Origin of the sequence: Asaia platycodi JCM 25414, assembly GCF_000614545.1 — a bacterium.
Classification (GTDB): Bacteria; Pseudomonadota; Alphaproteobacteria; order Acetobacterales; family Acetobacteraceae; genus Asaia; species Asaia platycodi.
The window spans coordinates 250823-269480 of record NZ_BAKW01000001.1 but is presented as its reverse complement, the minus strand read 5'-3'; the positions used below and the strand labels follow the sequence as shown (position 1 = coordinate 269480).

The 18658-nt window shown below is 59.3% G+C and carries 15 protein-coding genes and 3 pseudogenes; 9 read left to right on the top strand and 9 right to left on the bottom strand.

Annotation, left to right across the window (positions count from 1 at the left end):
• The first annotated feature begins 26 nt into the window (after positions 1-26).
• The gene (locus tag JCM25414_RS24055) at positions 27-599 is read left to right on the top strand and encodes an FAD/NAD(P)-binding protein (protein WP_242403216.1); all 573 of its coding nucleotides are present in this window, start codon (positions 27-29) and stop codon (positions 597-599) included.
• Positions 596-2081: pseudogene (locus JCM25414_RS15770) on the top strand (MFS transporter). The gene JCM25414_RS24055 and the pseudogene JCM25414_RS15770 overlap by 4 nt, the downstream one beginning before the upstream one ends.
• 255 nt (positions 2082-2336) lie before the next feature.
• Here JCM25414_RS15770 and JCM25414_RS22765 read toward each other — a convergent pair.
• A complete protein-coding gene (locus tag JCM25414_RS22765) occupies positions 2337-2576 on the bottom strand; it encodes a hypothetical protein (protein WP_148300887.1) in 240 nt (79 codons plus the stop codon).
• Between JCM25414_RS22765 and JCM25414_RS15765 the strand changes: the two are divergent.
• Positions 2494-4500: pseudogene (locus JCM25414_RS15765) on the top strand (TonB-dependent receptor family protein). The gene JCM25414_RS22765 and the pseudogene JCM25414_RS15765 sit on opposite strands and share 83 nt — an antisense overlap.
• 16 nt (positions 4501-4516) lie before the next feature.
• Here JCM25414_RS15765 and JCM25414_RS15760 read toward each other — a convergent pair.
• Positions 4517-5818: a hypothetical protein gene (locus JCM25414_RS15760; protein ID WP_025840471.1), complete on the bottom strand. Its 1302-nt coding sequence runs from the start codon at positions 5816-5818 to the stop codon at positions 4517-4519.
• A gap of 317 nt (positions 5819-6135) precedes the next feature.
• Between JCM25414_RS15760 and JCM25414_RS23235 the strand changes: the two genes are divergently transcribed.
• From JCM25414_RS23235 to JCM25414_RS22760, 6 genes are all read left to right on the top strand, one after another.
• Entirely contained in the window at positions 6136-6306 is a 171-nt protein-coding gene (locus tag JCM25414_RS23235; RefSeq protein ID WP_159101685.1) for a hypothetical protein, read from the top strand.
• A gap of 97 nt (positions 6307-6403) precedes the next feature.
• Positions 6404-7087 carry an alkaline phosphatase family protein gene (locus JCM25414_RS25650; protein WP_277910914.1) on the top strand — a complete coding sequence of 228 codons (684 nt, stop codon included), beginning with the start codon at positions 6404-6406 and terminating at the stop codon, positions 7085-7087.
• Positions 7084-8052 (top strand): phospholipase C, encoded by a 969-nt coding sequence (locus JCM25414_RS25645; RefSeq protein WP_277910913.1) that lies wholly within the window; start codon positions 7084-7086, stop codon positions 8050-8052. Before JCM25414_RS25650 ends, JCM25414_RS25645 begins: the two co-directional genes overlap by 4 nt.
• 126 nt (positions 8053-8178) lie before the next feature.
• Positions 8179-8928, top strand: a complete 750-nt coding sequence (locus JCM25414_RS24050; protein ID WP_242403215.1) for a cytochrome-c peroxidase — start codon at positions 8179-8181, stop codon at positions 8926-8928.
• Between the two features lie 5 nt (positions 8929-8933).
• The gene (locus JCM25414_RS24045; protein WP_242403214.1) at positions 8934-9383 is read left to right on the top strand and encodes a hypothetical protein; all 450 of its coding nucleotides are present in this window, start codon (positions 8934-8936) and stop codon (positions 9381-9383) included.
• 177 nt (positions 9384-9560) lie between these two features.
• On the top strand, positions 9561-9899 hold the full coding sequence (locus JCM25414_RS22760) for a hypothetical protein (protein WP_148300886.1): 339 nt from the start codon (positions 9561-9563) through the stop codon (positions 9897-9899).
• Between the two features lie 655 nt (positions 9900-10554).
• Here the strand turns inward: JCM25414_RS22760 and JCM25414_RS26275 are convergent.
• The 7 genes and pseudogenes from JCM25414_RS26275 to JCM25414_RS22755 form a co-directional block, all read right to left on the bottom strand.
• On the bottom strand, positions 10555-12699 hold the full coding sequence (locus JCM25414_RS26275; RefSeq protein WP_369345958.1) for a response regulator: 2145 nt from the start codon (positions 12697-12699) through the stop codon (positions 10555-10557).
• Positions 12648-13916 carry a hypothetical protein gene (locus JCM25414_RS24035; RefSeq protein WP_242403213.1) on the bottom strand — a complete coding sequence of 423 codons (1269 nt, stop codon included), beginning with the start codon at positions 13914-13916 and terminating at the stop codon, positions 12648-12650. Before JCM25414_RS24035 ends, JCM25414_RS26275 begins: the two co-directional genes overlap by 52 nt.
• Entirely contained in the window at positions 13913-14533 is a 621-nt protein-coding gene (gene kdpC / locus JCM25414_RS01210) for a potassium-transporting ATPase subunit KdpC (RefSeq protein WP_025840469.1), read from the bottom strand. Before kdpC ends, JCM25414_RS24035 begins: the two co-directional genes overlap by 4 nt.
• A 10-nt stretch (positions 14534-14543) precedes the next feature.
• Positions 14544-16548: pseudogene (gene kdpB / locus JCM25414_RS15740) on the bottom strand (potassium-transporting ATPase subunit KdpB).
• Positions 16549-16661: 113 nt separating this feature from the next.
• The gene (locus JCM25414_RS27080; RefSeq protein ID WP_456303444.1) at positions 16662-17051 is read right to left on the bottom strand and encodes a potassium-transporting ATPase subunit KdpA; all 390 of its coding nucleotides are present in this window, start codon (positions 17049-17051) and stop codon (positions 16662-16664) included.
• Complete coding sequence (gene kdpA / locus JCM25414_RS15735) at positions 16954-18366, bottom strand: potassium-transporting ATPase subunit KdpA (protein ID WP_456303443.1); 1413 nt, start codon at positions 18364-18366, stop codon at positions 16954-16956. The genes JCM25414_RS27080 and kdpA overlap by 98 nt, the downstream gene beginning before the upstream one ends.
• A gap of 2 nt (positions 18367-18368) precedes the next feature.
• Positions 18369-18458 (bottom strand): potassium-transporting ATPase subunit F, encoded by a 90-nt coding sequence (locus JCM25414_RS22755; RefSeq protein ID WP_035442376.1) that lies wholly within the window; start codon positions 18456-18458, stop codon positions 18369-18371.
• Between the last annotated feature and the right edge of the window lie 200 nt (positions 18459-18658).

Here is an 18658-nt window from a genome sequence, read left to right as displayed (position 1 = left end):
TCTCATGGCACGAAATCATCGATGCGGTGCGCAGACAGGGACGTGGGCTCTGGGGGGCGCTGAACAATGTCGAACGCCGCAGGCTGATCCGCCATCTCAGGCCCTTCTGGGACGTGCACCGCTTTCGCATTGCGCCACAACTGGATCGCATTCTTGAATCGCGTCTGAGGGAAGGACATCTCACCCTCAAGGCTGCCAGACTCCTGTCAGCAGAGATCAGGCCTGAGGGGGTCCTCCTGACTCTCAAAAACAGGGGAGGCCTTGAGGAAACACGGTTTGTCGATCATGTGATCAACACGACTGGCCCCAACCATGCCGGAATCGTCCGTCATACGCCCTATCTGCGGGCTCTTGCCGAGGCAGGCCTTCTCGAAGCTGATCCTGTCGGGCTCGGCATTCATACCGGGGCGGATCATCATGCGCGTGTCGGCACACGGAGCATCCCCGATCTGCTGATTGCCGGGCCGCTGTCACGTGGCCAGTTCGGCGAATTGATGGGACTGCCCGAAGTAACAGAGAACGCCCAGTCAGTGGCGGGCACCCTCGCAGCCCTGGTGCCGCAAAGCCGGTATGTTTTCTCAGACGAGGTGCGCTCATGAGTGCCCTGCCCCCTCATCATACCGCCCGCCCTGTCATCCGCACGGCCGATGACATCGCCGCCCTCGTCAATCAGGGGCCGACAGGCAGGGACATGCGAATATCATCGTCATGCTCGCGCTCGGCGGTGTGTTTCTCGATGCCTATGATCTGACGACTCTCTCTTATAGTATTGGCGACGTGCAGAAATATTTCGGCCTTTCGGGGTCCGAAACCGGCATGGTCGCGGCAGCCATGAGCGCAGGCACGATTATCGGCAGCCTGTCGGGCGGGTGGTTGACCGACCGTATCGGGCGCTATGCCGTTTTCATGGCCGATATGGCCTGCTTCGTAATCGCCGCTCTGGTCGCCGCGGCGGCTCCGACGGCCAGCATTCTCATTCTGGCGCGCTTTGCCATGGGGTTCGGCGTCGGGATGGATCTGCCTGTCGCCATGGCTTTTCTTTCTGAATTCTCCAGGCTCTCCGGCAAGGGCAGCAAGGCCGGACGCGCTGCAGCGTGGTGCCCCACCTGGTATGCGGCGTCTTCTGCCTGCTTTCTGATCGTCTTTGCACTCAACGCGGTCGTGCCCGCCAGCCATCCCGACTGGTTGTGGCGTGCCTCTCTGGCTTCGGCGCCGTGCCCGCGCTGATCATCATTCTGGTGCGCAGCCGCTATATGAGTGAATCGCCGATCTGGGCGGCACGTCACGGCGATCTGGAAAAAGCCGCCATTATCCTGCGCAAGACGCATGGAATCGACCCGATACTCCAGATCACGGTCACGCCCCCGCGTGCCCCCTCTCCCGGTCTTCTGGCTCTGCTGCGCGCGCCGTTGCTGCGCCGCACGATTTTGGTGATTGGTATGAAGATCGTCAGCGCCACGTCTTACGCCGCTATTGCTTTCGGTGCGCCGAGCCTGCTGAGCACCATGCTGCATCTCAACCGCACGCAGGTGTTGGTCGTCTCGATCGCGCTCAATCTGGTTTTCGCGCTGAGTGGCGGCTTGCTGGGTGTACGCCTAACCCGCTCTTTCGGCTCTCGTCCGATCACGCTGGCCGGTTACGCGCTGCAATGCGTCGGCATTCTGCTCCTCGCGCTTATCGGCACGCCGCATTCTACGCTCGGTATCGTGCTGGTCATGACAGGATTTGCCGCCTTTCTGTTTGCTCAGGGTTTCGGCCCTGGCTGCCAGCAAATGGTGTATCCGACGCTCAGCTACCCGACCGAACTGCGTGGCACGGGCATTGGCTTCACCAATTTCGTCGCCGGGTTTGCCGGGACATTGAGCATGTGGGCGCTGCCCTCGGCCTTCACCTCAATGGGCACGACGATCTTCTGGGTCATTCTGATCGCCCCTGTCGTCGGTATCGCGCTGCATCTCGTCCTGCGCTGGGAGGTCTTCGGCTACGACGCCGATAGCGACAAGGCGTTGGAACGCGCGCTCGACACCTCTCGTCGTTCCCTGCCGCATGAAACGCTCTGCCCCTCAGGACGCGGCGTGTGAGTCCTCCCGGTGGCGCAGCCTCTCCATAGACTGGCTGCGCCCTCTCCCCCTCAAACAGATCCCAACCGGAAAGGGCTGACATAATGAAAAACTGCACCTCACCGCTTTTCGCTGCCCAATCACGATGTTCGTCCGCGCCTTTTTACCTGGTTTTTACTCATCGCTCGAACGGACATCGACCCAATGAAACGCCGCCACCGATCTGATTTTCTCTCTCCCGACGCGCTCTTCTTGGCGCCAATTCGCTGGTGCTTCTCACCGGCATGAGCCTGCTCCCCCATGAAGCGCGTTTGCAGCCGAACTTGCGGCGAAAGACAGCAGCAAGACGCGCCATGCCGCATCGACCCGCGCAGCGACGGCTCCCGCCAAACCGGCAGGTAGAAATCCGGCCCTTAAACCCTCGACTGAATCCATCACCGTTTCGCAACAGCGCCTCTCCCCTGCTGCTGCAGCCACACGCCAGCTCGATACGGTGCCGGGCGGGGTATCGGTCATCAATTCCAAGGAAGTGCTGCGCAGCCGCAATCTGACCAATGCCGATATTCTGGCATTCCAGCCAGGTGTTTTCGCCCAAAGCTCTGGCGGCGGCGATGGGTTGCGCCTTTCCATTCGCGGCTCGGGCATCCAGACCGGCACGAATTATTTCCGCTCGGGCATATTGATGATGTTCGACGGTCTACCGGTTACGACCCCGGCAGGCACGCCCTATGAGCTTTTCGAGACGCTGGGCATTCAATATACCGAAGTGCTTCGTGGCGCGAATGCCTTCGATTACGGTGGCGTGCAGTTGGGTGGCGCCATCAATTACGTCACTCCGACAGGTTATACGGCCGATCATTTTCAGGCCCGTGTCGAGGCGGGCAGCTTCAATTACAACAAGCAACAGATCAGCTCTGGTGCGGTCATCGGAAAATCCGATTATTATATCAGCGTCACCAAATCCTATCGTGGTGGTTATCAGGCCCAGACAGCGGCAAGCAGCTTTGGCGTGAACGCCAATTACGGCTATCGCTTCAACGACAATGTCTCGACCCGTCTGTTCTTTCGTTATCGCCAGACGCAGAATGGCTATCCCGGCTATCTGACGCGAGACCAGATCGAGACCAATCCGAAACAGGCGCAGGCGCTCTACGCCACGCTGCACGGCCATCGCATTCAGCCCGGCAGCAAATTCTATGGCGACATGACGACCATACGCATTGATGACAAATCAAAACTGGAACTCGGTTTCGACTATCAGGATGCGCCAATCGATATCCAGAACACGGCAACCGCCCAGCGCTGGGGCTACAAGACCGTTGCAGGCGTGGTGCGCTACATCCGTAACGACAAGCTTTGGGGTCATAAGAGCGAGACGCTTTTCGGCATCGACACCTATACCGATCTCGAAGCCTGGCAGACCAACCGCTCACGCACCACAACCGGCATTTATGCAAGATCCCCTTCGGCACTGTTCTGCGCCATTCGGATTACGGCGGCACTGATAACTACTTCCACATCCGGAACAATTTCGAGCTCTTCCATAATTTCTGGCTCACCGCCGCGGGTGCGCTCGATTTCGTGCAGCGATCGATGGATGTCGCCTATCCGACGACGAGTTCGGTCAGCACATCCGGGCTTGGCTTCACCCCGCGCGGCGGCTTTCGCTATGTTATTTCGCCGCATGTATCGATTTACGGCAATGTGAGCCGCAGCTTTCAGCCACCCAATGACTGGCAGCTTCTCTCTGGCGCACTTTACACCTCCGGCCCGGCGCAGGGGCTTAATGCTTCGGGTGTGAAGCTGGATAACCAGACAGCCACGACCTATGAAGTCGGTACGCGCGGCGAGTGGAAGAACAATCGCTGGAGCGTTTCCTATTACTATTCCGACGTGCGTAATGAGCTGCTGACGGTTATGACACCGCTCTCACAGCTTTACGGCGCCACCACCTACTCCAACGCCAGCCCGACGACACACCAGGGGGTCGAGGCTTCGCTCGAAACCGATCTCATCAAGTGGTCGGGCGGCAAGCTCGGGCTGAGACAGTCCTATACCTGGCAGGATTTCCATTTCAAACACGACGCCGTCTTTGGCCGCAACGCGCTGCCCGGCATTCCGGCCCATTTCTATCAGGCGAGATACGCTCGATCTAAAGAACGGGCTCTATGCCAATTTCAATACGCAGGTGTCGTCGAAGGTCTCGGGCTCATATGACGACACGTATTTTGCGCCGTCTTATCATATCTTCAACACGACAATAGGCTATGACTGGCCGCACAAGCACCGGCAGGTTTTCCTGTCGTTCAACAATCTCGCAAACACTCATTACGCCTCCATCGTCGTGCCGGGCTATATTGCCGCAGGCAAACAGCTCGCAGCTTTCCAGCCCGGGGATGGGTTTGGTGTTTTCGCAGGGATATCGGCGGGGTTTAACTGACACGGATCAAGCGGGCTCACCCAATATCCCAGGTCATTTTGATCTGGGATTCATATGGATGCTCGGTTGCCCAGCGTGTGGGCAACCAGATGATGCCCGCCCCGTAGCGCATCAGATCGCCCTCAGGCAAAGCGAGTTCCGGCACACCGTCATAGGCGATATGCAAGAATGCAGTCATGGGATTACCGTCAAGGTCAGACTGGTATTCTGCCCCCTGAAGCCAATATGGCTCACCCAGAAACTTGTCGCCCGTCCAGACCAGCAATGGCCGATCAAGAGGTGCCTGATTTTCCTGTGAACCGAAAAGGAATTCACGCGCCTCGTCATCCTCCATGAGGGGCTCGCTGCCTAAAGAGCTGACCGCAGCCACCTGCTCGAACAGCGCAGGGTCAGCATCGGGACGATCATTATATTCGCTGAGCACCCCGGTATCACGCGTCTGGCAGAAATCGGTCAGGGCTCTGGCTGGGGGCGGTGTTTCTTTACCAGGCGGCATGATTTGCACCGCGCACGCCTCCCCTTTGCGTATGAAACGGACGACGAAAGGAGGATGATCCGGAAGTCTCGGCCAGTCTTCGATAATCGGATTGACAAACACCAAGAAGGCTTCAACGTCTGATGGTAGATACGCTTTCACGGCGCCCGGTAGATCTTCTGCGCGATACTGACTATGGAACAAATAAGGGCCGCTTTTTCCTTCGCTGTTCCAAAATGGCCACTTCATCGCCTCAGGCATCAGCGGCGCGCCGAAATAACCCGTCGCACCCTCGTCCGGAATTTCTTCTAACCGGAACCTTGGGATATAAGCATCCTTGGTCAAATCTTGGGAGAGAAGCGCAAGAGTAACCTGACGTGCCTTTGCAATCTGCGCAGTCAGACCAAGACTATGGGCGTCAATAAGCGGAATCGTCTTGCCCGTCATTGCAAGATAAGCCTCGGCCAGCACCCGATCAGCTTTTGTTTCCACAGCGAGAGCGGCTATCTTGAAACGCTTTTCCGCTTCAACGGCCCTTTTCTCGTCAGCGGTTCCCATCAAGCGATAACGACGCTGCGGCGGCATATTCTCGTCCGGTCCAAGCAGCTTTCCCGGCAGTTCAAGGTCGGCATGATATAAGCGTAAAGGAGACTTCGACCGCTCTCGTTCGAGTTGGGTTCTAGTGCCCAGATCGGCTTTTATCCCCCGCTCCTCAAGATATTCCTTTGCTTTCGGCCCTCTGATAATGCCGACGCCCTCTTCAGGCAGATCCCACGCAAATCCCAGATCAGAAGCACAAACCGGACTCGCCGGCGGTAACCTCTTATAACAGGGCAGGCTCATTCTATTCTTCTCCTGAGGGGCAGGGCGTATGTCCGGGAAAAGGCTAGCTAAAGAGCGATCCACCTGAACAGACGATGCATGCGAACCTCCTCAAGAAGTGTTCCTCCGACTGCGCTTTTTCAAAAAAACAACTTCCTGAAGCGCATTTACTCGGCTCGCCTCATGGAGAGCGGCGTATCTCGGTTATGTTTTTTGGAACAATCAGAGGCGCGAAACGCTCTGGCCCGGCAAATTCATGGAATGGTCACACACCATCGCCAGCGAATCCTCTATCGAGGCGCCGTAACCCGACGGCCTTCTGGAAAAGGAGCAGGTCAATGGACTATCAGCTTCAGCATCAAACCCCTACGGCTCCCTCGGATCGCTGGCGCCAGACGCTCGTCGCGGCGTGGCGCGAGCATCGTCTGACTGCCATTTCGCTGCAATCGCGTCGTGGCGCGCTGATGGCTCTGGACGAAGAGACACTGCGCGACGATGATCGCACCTGAGCCACAAGCGGCTGGTCTCTCACCTATCCGGTGCCTTTTCGGTGCTTGGAGAGACCGGCGCTTTATCTTCTCTGAACAGGTGTTGTCGTATTTTCCCATGAGTTTTCCGATCCGTTCTTTCGCCTCCGCCCTTCTCGCCCTCACCTGCCTGAGCGCCCCCCTCCAGGCCCGGGCCGAGACGCAGACGAAAACGCCGATCAAGCATGTGGTGGTGATCTTTGACGAGAACGTCTCGTTCGATCACTACTTTGCCACCTATCCGCAGGCCGCCAATCCTGAAGGCGAGCCGGTATTTCTACCCAGACTTGGTACGCCGCCAGCCAATACGCTGCTGCGATCGAATTTGCTGGTGACCAACCCCAATACCAATCCGGCCAATGGGGCCGATGCGGCGCTTCCTTTCCGCCTCGACCGGACGCAGGCCAGCACGGCAGACCAGAATCACGGCTACACAGCCGAGCAGATGGCCTATCACAATGGCAAGGCCGATCTCTTTCCATTGCATACAGGCCGGGGCTCGCCCGGTGGCGTCGGGGCTTTTGCCACGCGCGGGCAGGTCATGGGATATTTCGACGGCAACACCGTGACCGCGCTCTGGCGCTACGCGCAGCGTTTTGCCATGAGCGACAACGCCTATACCGACACCTATGGCCCCTCGACGCCCGGCGCGCTTGAGATCGTTTCCGGTCAGACCAACGGGCTGCATATCACGGCCTCTTCGCAGAAGCCTCGACGCGTGATGCGGTCTCGCCTTTCATCAATGACGGGCAAGGCGGCATGACCATGATCAACGATATCGACCCGACGGGCGATGTCTGTTCGGTGCCGGGTGAGCAGGTCTGGATGGAAGGCCGCAATATCGGCGATCTGCTGAACGCCAAGGGCGTAAGCTGGGGCGGGTTCATGGCGGGGTTCGATCTCTCGCAGCATAACCGCAATGGCACGAGCGGCTGCCAGCGCGCCACCTATTCGACCGTCGTGGCGCAGACAGTGGTTGACTACATCCCGCATCACAACTGGTTTCAGTATTACCCCAGCACGTCCAACCCGAAGCATCTGCGCCCCTCAGGTGTGGCGGCCATCGGTCAGACCATGGGTGTGGATGGCAAGACAAAAGACCCTGCCAACCATGAATATGATCTGGATGATTTCATCGCCGCTACCAATGCGGGCCATATGCCGGCGGTGTCGTTCCTGAAGCTCCCGGCCTTTCAGGATGCCCATGCCGGCTATTCCGACCCGCTGGACGAGCAGGAAGGCATGGTGCGTGTGGTCAATTTCATCCAGTCGCGACCGGAATGGAAGGATACGGCCATCATCATTGCCTATGATGATTCCGATGGCTGGTATGACCACGCCTATACGCCTGTGCAGCACAGCTCGCATGACATGCAGGCCGACCAGCTCAACGCGCCCGGCCAGTGTGGCAAGGGAGCCCCGTCGGCTGGGGTGAAGAACGCCCCGGTAAACGGACGCTGCGGCCCCGGTACGCGCACACCGCTTCTGGTTCTTTCACCCTGGGCACGCCCGAATGCGATCGATCATACCCTGCTGACGCAAAGCTCGGTTCTGCGCTTTATCGAGAACAACTTCCTTGAAGGCGCACGTCTTGGCGGCGGGTCTTTTGATCAGGATGCGCAGGATATGGACGGGCTGTTCGACTTCAAGAGTCAGCCCGACGCCACACCGCTCTATCTCGCGCCGAAAGACGGATCGGTGCTGCGTGATGCGCCAAAGGTTTTCTGATTTCGTCGGAAGGGGAGAACGCTTGGGAAGTGCTGGCGGGCAGAGCGCCAGCTTCCGCAGCTTTCTGACGAAGGCGTTTCTGCTTGGAACGCTGATAGCGAGCGCTCCCGCCGCACTGGCCAGGGATTGTTCCCCTGCCAGCGATGGCAGCAACCCCTGCCCTGTCACGCTGGTGCGCCCCCCTGTTTCCCCGCTTTCTGCCATGCAAAGCTCGGCGAGACACTGTTTTTCGACAAGGCGCTCTCCGGCTCTGGCCAGCTTTCCTGCGCCTCGTGCCATGTACCGAGCGCGCATTACGCGCCAGACAACGCGCTGGCTTTCGCCAAGGGCGGTGTGGCAATGGACAAGTTCGGCGTGCGCGCCGTGCCTTCGCTCACCTATCGCGAGCGCCAGCCACCTTTCAGCGTTGGCCCTGATAATGCCACCAGCGAAACAGCGCCGCCTCCCCCACCGCCGCCCGGCGTAAAAAGCGCCAAATCGGCCAGTAATACCGGCGCCTCGGCGCAGGCCATGGTGCCGCAGGGCGGCTTGTTCTGGGACGGCCGGGCCGACACGCTGCAAAGCCAGGCCGCCGGGCCGCTATTCGATGCGCGCGAGATGGCGGCGACCCACGAAGGTGTCGCGGCCCGCCTGCGCCATGCGCCCTATAGCGCCGATCTGTTTCGCCTGATCGGCGCCCATGCTTCTGACGATATGCTGATTGCCGAAGCGCTCTTCGCGCTAGCGCGCTACCAGATCGAAGCGTTGTCATTTCATCCTTATTCGAGCCGTTATGATGCCTGGCTGGAAGGGAAAACCCGCCTGACACGAGGCGAAGCCGAAGGCTGCGGCTTTTCAACGACCCGGCGAAAGGCAATTGCGCCGCCTGTCATCTGAGCGCGGTGGATGAGGAAGGCCGCCCCCCTCTCTTCACCGACCATCAGTACGAAGCCCTCGCCGCCCCGCGTAATCCCCTTGCCCCCAAAAGTACCTACGATCTCGGCCTCTGCGCGGCGGGTCGCACGGATATCGGCCACAACGATGCCTATTGTGGCTTCTTCCGCACCCCATCGCTGCGCAACAGCGCCACACGTAAGGTGTTCTTCCATAACGGCGTCTTCACCTCGCTGCGTCAGGTGATGGATTTTTATGTGCTACGGGATATTGAGCCAGAGCGGTTTTATCCGCGCCACGCGGACAAAACTTTGGCCTTGTACGATGACTTGAAACAAAAATATTGGCAAAATATCGACAAGACTGACGCTCCTTTCAATCTGCGCAAAATGCCTGCCTTGAACATTAGTGAGCGCAATCGGATCGTTATATTCCTTCGCACACTCAACGATCGCTAATTCTATTTTTCCAAACAGAATACTGATAGCAACCTTTTTCAAACCATTTCATATCAAACGAAAATAGGTGAATATGAACCATCGTTCTTAGAAAATCGATTTACATATTCCCAAATTTTCATGCTGAGAAGATAGTTGTTCTATATGATACCAAAAATAAAATAATGAGGGAAAATCATGAAAAAAAATTCTTCGTGGCCTGGAACGTCTTTTCTATCCCGCCACACCAGTCATGGGCTTACTGCACTGATTCGGCGCAACGTTTCTGTTATGAACACAGAAAACAGAAAAAGACTATCGGTTAGCCACCCGCTATCACATCCATCTTCCTATGATTTTTCAACCGATGGTAGCCATCTCGCAATAAAATCCACAAGTGGACATATTGTAATTATAGACCAAAAACTGGTGCAACAACAACGGATTTCAATAACAAAAAAGAGGGCGAAGGAAGCAATCTCTGCTTTTCATCTGATGGGCAGTATATCGTGGATGGATCTTGGGGCGGCGTACTGACCATCCGCAGCATATCCAAACTCAACCCGACCTATCGAGAAGAGTACTGGGACGAACAGATATCTGTCATCTCCCATGACCGCGAAAGACGCATATGGGGAATATTTCACAACCCAAAAGCTTCCAACTACAATCATCCTCATTCTAAAGGCTACGTGTCTGTACGAACATGGCCATTACACGTTTCCAAACCCCAGATATTCAGCTTTGGAATGACAATATCTCATGCCCGTTTATCACCAGACGGCAGCAGAATAGCATTTTACGGTACAGATTACGCTGACGATGCGATACAACGACTCTATATTGCCTCGCAGAGAATGGCCAAATTCTTATACGCAGTGGTGCAGTAAAAACTGGCGGTGCAGGTCGCCATATTGCTTGGACGGATGATTGTCGCCACATTATCGCCGTAGCTGAGAGAAGGTTTTTATTGTTAGATACTGAGGCGATGCAGCGTATTCGTGAGATACCCTCCCAATACCCGGCTTGCACTACCATTTTAAACGATGGAGACACAGTAGTTTTTGGTGATCGGCAACGAACAACTTTCTCAAGTATCTCCGAGTTATTAGTAGCACCACCGCCCAATTCCGATATCAACGATATCTGAAACGAGCCGCTTGGATAGTTTCTTATCGCGGAACCCTCCGCCTCACAGGTCATCGCACTTCCTTAGACGATACCCTACCCCCGTCTCGGTCAAAATATGCCTCGGCCTCTCCGGGTCTGGCTCGATCTTCTGTCTGATCTGGCGGATATAGACCCGCAGCTGCTGCACATCGCCTGTCGGGCCCCAGAGTTGTTTCATGATGGTCTGATGGGTCAGCACGCGGCCTGCGTAGCGCACCAGCATGCGCAGGATGTCCCATTCGCGGGGCGAGAGGCGGAGTTCTTCGCCACTGCGAAAAATCTGGCGGCGGACGAGGTCTATGGTCAGATCGCCCGAGGTGAAGAGTGGCACCGTGCCTTCCTGTTGCAGGCCGTGGCGCAGGGCGTTGCGCAGGCGGGCGATGAGTTCGGCCATGCTGAAGGGTTTGGTCACGTAGTCATCCGCCCCGGCTTCGAGGGCCGCAACCTTGCCGCGCTCGTCGTCACGCACTGAAAGAATGACCACGGGCAGATTGGGCCGGTCGCGGCGTAGCTGGCGCAGCACCTCTACCCCGTCCATATCCGGCAGACCCAGATCGAGCAGAACGAGATCGGGCGGGGTTTCACTGGCGCGTTGCAGGGCCTGCTCGCCTGACCCGGCTTCGAGAATGCGCCATGACTGGCTCGCGAGCGTGGTGCGCAGCAAACGCCTGATGGCGGGTTCGTCATCGACAACCAGAAGGGTCGGGTCGCTCATCAGGATGCCTTTTCTGCCAGAGGAAAGCGCAGGGTGAACATGGCCCCCTGCCGGTCGGGTCGGTTTGCCGCCGTTATCTCTCCCCCATCGCTTCAACGAAACCGCGCGCAATGGCAAGCCCCAGCCGGTGCCCGCCCGCGCCGTGTCGGCAGCGGCGAAGCGGGTGAATTTGGCAAAAAGCACCGCCGGGTCGCGCGCGCCAAAGCCCAGCCCCTCGTCCAGAATGGCGATGACAAGACACGCCGCCTCCACCGACAGCCTGACCGTAATAAGCGTGCCGGGCGCGGTGTATTTGGCGGCATTATCGAGAATATTGAACAGCGCCTGCTCAAGCAGCACGTCATCGAGCGGTACGATCGGCAGATCGGGTGCGACCTCCAGGGCTACAGAATGCGCATCCAGCAGGTTCGCGGCGCGTGAAAGAGCTGAGGCCGCCACCTCGGCGCAATCGACCGGTTCGTGACGCAGCGGCAGGGCGCCAGCCTCCAGCCGTGTCATGTCGAGCAGATTGCCGACAAAGCGGTTCAGCCGCTCGGCCTCGTCGGTCAGTGTCGTGAGCAAGTCGTGACGCCCCTCCTCCCCCAAAGCCTCGCCATAGTCGCGCAGGCTGGAGGCTGCGCCCAATATCGAGGCGAGCGGTGTGCGTAGGTCATGGGAGATCGAGGTCAGGAGCGCCCCGCGCAGGCGGTCGGTCTCGGCGTCTAGGCGCACACGGTCGAGATCGCGCGCCAGAAGAATGCTTTCAATCGCGGTCGCTGTCTGCTCGCCCAGCGCGTCAAGCAAGCCCTGCTGCTCGGCATCCAGCAAGGCCCCGCCGCGGTCGCGGTCGATCCCGAGCAGGGCCACTGGCCCGCGCCCCGTGCGCAGCGGCATGAAGAGCCAGCGCACGCCGGGAAGATTATCGGAGCCACGCCCGGCCACGCGGTTGTTTTTCCAGGCCCAGCTTGCTGCGGCAAAACCGTCTTCCCCGATTGGATGGCCGGAATCATAAGAGGTCTGCACGCGAAGCACCCCGTTTTCGGGCATCAACAGCACGACGCGGCAATTGAGCAGGGTCGCCATCTGGTGGCTGACCGACCAGAGCAGATCATCCAGCTTGATCATGCCGGTAATGGTGCGGCTGAAATGATAGAGCGATTGCGTGATTTCAGCCCGATGCCGCGCCACCACCGCCTGACTGCGCACGCGCGCGCCCAGATTGCTCGCAATCAGGGCCGTGGCGAAAAAGAAGAACAGCGCCACCACATTATCGGGCGCCGCAATGGTCAGGGTATAAAGCGGCGGCAGAAAGAAGAAATTGAAGCAAAGCATCCCGAGCAGCGAGGCCCAGAGAGACGGCCAGAGCCCATAGGCCACCGCCACGCCCAGAATGGCGGTCAGGAAGGCGAGCGAGACATTGCTTACTTCAAAACCCTGACGCAGCAGCAGCGCCAGACCCAGCGCCGCCAGCACAATGGCCGTGCTGCCCAGATAAGGCTCAGGCTTGGTTTGATCTTCTCGCGCAGACGCCCCGTTACCGCCTCGCCAGAGCGCGGCACGACATGCACCGGAAAGCCGTCGGAGCGCTGGATCAGCCGCTCGGTCGCGCTACGCCCCAGAATCTGCCGCAACCGCCCGACCCAGCCCGATCCGGCAGGATGCGCCGCCACAATCTGCGTGACGTTCTGGGCGCGGGCAAAAGAGAGCGCATCGAGCACCACATCATGCCCCGGAATGGTCACGGTCTCGGCCCCAAGCGACTGCGCCAGATGCATCTGCGACGCCATGCGGGCGCGGGCATCGTCGGTCAGATCGCGACTGGTCTCGACATGCAGCACGATCCATGGCGCGTGCAGCCTGTCCGCCAGACGCTTGCCATAGCGCAGCAGGCTGGCATCGCCATCCTGCAGGGTCAGGCATACCATCACGCGCTCGCCCGCTGCCCAGGGGCCAGCAATGGCATTGGCCTTCATGTGGTCAACAAGCTGCGCATCGACCTGCTGCGCCGTCTGGCGCAGGGCCAGTTCGCGCAGGGCGGTCAGATTGCCGGGCGAGAAATAATGCAGCATGGCGCGACCCGCCGTGTGCGGGCCGTAGATCTTGCCATCGCGCATGCGCTGCAACAGATCGTTCGGGGTGAGGTCGATCAGTTCCACTTCATCGGCCTGCTCTACCACCCGGTCCGGCACCGTTTCGCGCACACGCACGCGGGTGATGGAGGCGATGACGTCGTTCAGGCTTTCGAGATGCTGGATATTGACCGTGGTATAGACGTCTATGCCCGCAGCAAGCAGGTCTTCGACATCCATCCAGCGCTTGGGGTGTCGCGAGCCGGGCGCGTTGCTATGGGCCAGTTCGTCAACAAGGGCGAGCGCGGGGCGACTTTCCAGCAGGGCATCGAGATCCATCTCCTGCAGCATCTGTCCGCGATAGGCGACAGGCCGCGTCCCCTGCGCGGCCAGCCCTTCCACAAGGGCAGCGGTCTCGCTTCTGCCATGGGTCTCGACCACGCCGATCAGTACCGCCACCCCTTCACGCTGCTGCTGATGGGCCGCGCTAAGCATCTCGAATGTCTTGCCGACACCCGGCGCCGCGCCGAGAAAGATCTTCAGCCTTCCCCGACGTGAAGAACCGCCATTCTGGCGAAGCAGTGCGTCAGGGTCCGGGCGGTCGTAATCGCGTGGGGTCATTGGCCCAGTCTATCGAGCGCCTGATTGAGCGCCAGCACATTGACATGCGGCTCCCCCAGAAAACCGAGGATCGGCGCTTCTGTCTGGCTCTGCACGAGATGACGCACGCGGTCAGGCGACAACCCCCGTGCCTTCGCGACACGGGCAATTTGGAAAAAAGCGGCGTCGGGCGAGATATCGGGGTCGAGCCCGCTGGCAGAGCTGGTTACGAGTTCGACCGGAATACGCCAGCCCTGTGCCATCGCATCGGGGTTTTCGGCACGAAGCTCAGATGTACGCGCCGTTACCTGATCGAGCAGCGCCTTTGAGGTCGGTCCGGCATTAGAGGCGAGAGAGGCAGCGGCGTTATAGGGCATGGCGATCGATTTCGACGCATCGCTGGGGTCAGGCCCCATCGTGGCCGAAGGGCGCCCGTGGAAATAACGCGGCGCGGTAAAATCCTGCCCGATCAGGCTCGAACCGATCACCCAGCCCTTGGCGTGGATGAGGCTGCCCGTCGCTTTCTCAGGCAGGAGCAGGTTTGCGAGCGCCGTCATGCCCAGAGGATAGGCCAGACCGGTCAGGGCTGAGAGCAGGAGGAACAGGACGAGCGCCGGGCGCAGTTGAGAGAGGACCATGAGTATTTCCTCAGACCAGACCGATATGGGTGACGACAAGGTCGATCAGCTTGATGCCGATAAACGGCACGATCAGACCGCCCACGCCATAGACGAGCAGATTGCGGCGCAGCAGGGCGGCAGCACCGACCGGGCGATAGCGCACGCCACGCAAAGCAAGCGGAATAAGGGCGATGATGATCAGCGCGTTGAAAATGATGGCAGACAGAACCGCACTTTCCGGCGTAGCCAGATGCATGATGTTCAACCCTGACAGCGCGGGATAGAATCCGACGAACATCGCCGGAATGATGGCAAAATACTTGGCCACGTCATTGGCAATCGAGAAGGTCGTGAGCGCGCCGCGTGTCATCAGCAATTGCTTGCCGATACCCACGATCTCGATCAGCTTTGTCGGGTCACTGTCGAGATCGACCATGTTCCCGGCCTCTCTCGCAGCTACGGTGCCGGTATTCATGGCAACACCGACATCGGCCTGGGCAAGGGCGGGGGCGTCATTCGTGCCGTCGCCGCACATGGCGACCAGCTTGCCGGATTCCTGCTCGCTGCGGATCAGCGCCAGCTTGGCTTCGGGTGTCGCCTGGGCCAGAAAATCGTCCACACCACTCTCGGCAGCAATGGCGGCTGCAGTCAGCGGGTTGTCACCCGTGATCATGACCGTACGAATACCCATGCGGCGCAATTCGGCAAAACGCTCGCGTATGCCGCCTTTCACCACGTCTTTGAGATGCACCACGCCCAGAAGACGCCCGTCATCCAGCACGGCCAGCGGCGTGCCGCCCTGTCGCGCAATGCCATCGGCAATGCTGCGTATCTGCGCCACCGAGGCCGCGCTCTCGCCAGTGGCGGCAATCACGCTCTCGACCGCGCCTTTGCGTATCTGACGCGCCCCGATATCGACGCCACTCATGCGTGTCTGCGCGGTGAAGGGCACGAAATGCGCCCCGGTGGCGATGAGTTCGCGCCCGCGCAGGCAAAACGCGTCTTGGCTAGCACCACGATGGAGCGGCCTTCAGGTGTCTCATCCGCCAGCGAGGCAAGCTGGGCGGCATCACCAAGCTGCTGCTCGGTCACACCGGCACAGGCATAAAGGCGCAGGCCTGACGGTCACCGATCGTGATGGTGCCCGTCTTGTCGAGCAGAAGCGTATCGACATCGCCCGCCGCCTCGACCGCACGCCCCGACATGGCCAGCACATTGAAGCGTATGAGGCGATCCATGCCCGCAATACCTATGGCCGAAAGCAGTGCGCCAATCGTCGTCGGGATGAGCGTGACGAAAAGCGCCACGAGCACCAGCACCGAGATGCTACCCCCAGCGTAATGGGCGAAGGAAGGAATGGTCGCGACCGCGATGATGAAAATCAGCGTCATGCCGGCAAGCAGGATCGTCAGCGCAATTTCATTGGGTGTTTTCTGACGCTGCGCCCCTTCGACCAGCGAGATCATGCGATCGAGAAAGGTCGAGCCCTGTGCTGCCGTAATCCGCACGATCACCCAGTCTGACAGAACACGCGTGCCGCCCGTCACGGCAGACCGGTCGCCGCCGCTCTCGCGTATGACGGGGGCGGATTCACCCGTAATGGCGGATTCATCGACAGACGCGATGCCCTCGATCACCTCGCCATCGCTCGGGATGAAATCGCCCGGCTCCACCAGAACCACATCACCCACCGCAAGCTCTGGCGCCGCGACTTCCTCATAAAGCCCGGCGGGAGAGTAAAGCCCGGTATCGGTGGGGATCAGACGCTTGCCGCGCGTTTCGGTGCGGGTGCGGCGCAGTGAATCTGCCTGAGCCTTGCCGCGCCCTTCGGCAATGGCTTCGGCAAAATTGGCGAAAAGCAAGGTGAACCAAAGCCAGAGCGTGATCTGAAGCGCAAAACCCGTATGGGGCGCCCCTTTGATGACGTCACGAAGCAGCAGAATGGTGGTCAGCACGGTTACAACCTCGACCACGAACATGACCGGGTTGCGTATCATCACGCGCGGGTCGAGCTTGCGCAGGCTTTCTGCCATTGCGGGCAGGACCAGCGCGCTGCTCAGCACACCCGCACGGGCGCGCGGCTCTTTGCGCACCCCGTCAGACCGGGGCGCGGGAGAAGGAAAGGAAATCATGAGACAAGCGCCTCTTAATAGGTGGTGCCGTGGAGCATCGCGAGATGCTCGACAATCGGACCGAGAGCGAGAGCGGGAAGAAAGGTCAGACCACCGACAATCACGATCACACCGGCCACAAGCGCGATGAACAGCCCGTTATCGGTCGGGAAAGTGCCGGGCGTGGGGGCTGCGACCTTCTTGGCAGCCATAGACCCCGCAATGGCAAGTGCCGGAATGATCACGAAGAACCGGCCGATCATCATGCCTATGCCCAGAGTGACGTTCCAGAAGCTGTTGGCGGTCAGCCCGGCAAAAGCGCTGCCGTTATTGGCGGCGGCAGAGGTATAGGCATAGAGCGCCTCGGTGAACCCGTGCGGGCCGCCGGCGGACAGGGCCGACAGCTGCGGGAATAACGACGGCAAGCGCCGTAAAGCCGAGCATGACCAGCGGCAGGCAGAGCACGGCCAGCATGGTCATCTTGATTTCGCGTGCCTCGATTTTCTTGCCCAGATATTCCGGCGTGCGCCCGACCATCAGACCGGCCATGAAGACGGCAATCAGAGCGAAGAGCAGGAAGCCATAAAGCCCGGAGCCTACCCCGCCGAAAATCACCTCACCGAGCATCATGTTGATGAGGGGCACCATGCCACCGAGCGGCAGAAAGCTCTCATGCATCGCATTGACCGCACCGCATGAGGCATCGGTCGTGACCGTGGCAAAGAGTGCCGATGCGACCACGCCAAAGCGTGTCTCCTTGCCTTCCATATTACCGAGCGTGCCATCAAGACCGAGCGAGGCGAAAAGCGGGTTGGCATGGGCTTCGGACCAGTAGAGCACCCCTACCCCGATCAGGAACAGCGCTGCCATAGCCGAGAAAATGGCCCAGCCCTGCTTCTCCTGTCCGATCATGCGGCCGAACATGTTCGTCAGCCCTGCGCCGAGGGCGAAGATACAAAGCATCTGCACAAAATTGGTGAGGGCGTTGGGATTCTCGAACGGATGGGCCGAGTTGGTATCGAAGAACCCGCCGCCATTCGTGCCCAGCATCTTGATCGCCTCCTGGGAGGCAACAGGGCCGAGTGCGATAGTCTGATGACGCCCTTCAAGCGTGAAAGCCGTAACACTGCCCCATAATGTCTGCGGCACCCCCTGAAGCACGAAAAACAGGGTTAGCAATACGCAGGCGGGAAGCAGCACGTAGAGCGTGACGCGCACCAGATCGACCCAGAAATTGCCGATGGTCGTGGCACTACGCCGCACGAAGCCACGCATGATCGCGGCGGCGATAGCGATGCCTGCAGCGGCGGAAACGAAATTCTGCACCGTCAGAGCCAGCATCTGGCTGAGCGGGCTGAGTGTGGTCTCGCCACTATAGCTCTGCCAGTTGGTATTGGTCAGAAAGCTGATGGCCGTATTATAGGCAAGGTCAGGCGCTACCGCCGCGAGACCTGCCGGATTGAGCGGCAGCACGCCCTGAAGACGCAGCAGCGCATAAACGGCGATAAAGCAGAATATCTTGAACAGGATCACGGCGAGCGAGTAATGCGACCATGATTGCTCGCGTGCCGGATCGACGCCCGCAAGGCGATAAAGCCCCCGCTCCAGCTTCCCGAGCATACGCCCCGGAAAATGGCGCTCCCCTTCAAGCACGCGTTTGAGAAAACCTCCGAGCGGTCGTGTCAGCGCGACCACGCAGAGAAAGAACACCGCAATGGTGATCCATCCTGAAAGGCTCATGGTCAGAACCTTTCAGGACGGAGAAGGACAGCCGTGACATAGGCCAGAAGGCCAAGCGTCACGATGCCGCCAAAAACGAGATCGGGCGTCATGTCAGATCCTTTTGCAGACCGAGATGAAGCCCAGGCAGAGCATAAAGCCCAAAAGCCCGAGCGCGCCGTAAAGAGCATCAAGCATGAAAAAAGGCTCCCAGAAGAGAGCCTGATTATCGATCCGCGCCCCATAGGAATGACAGAAGGCGCAGCCCGTAGCTTTATAGGAAAGTCATAGGAATTTTCTGCCCTCGTCTCGC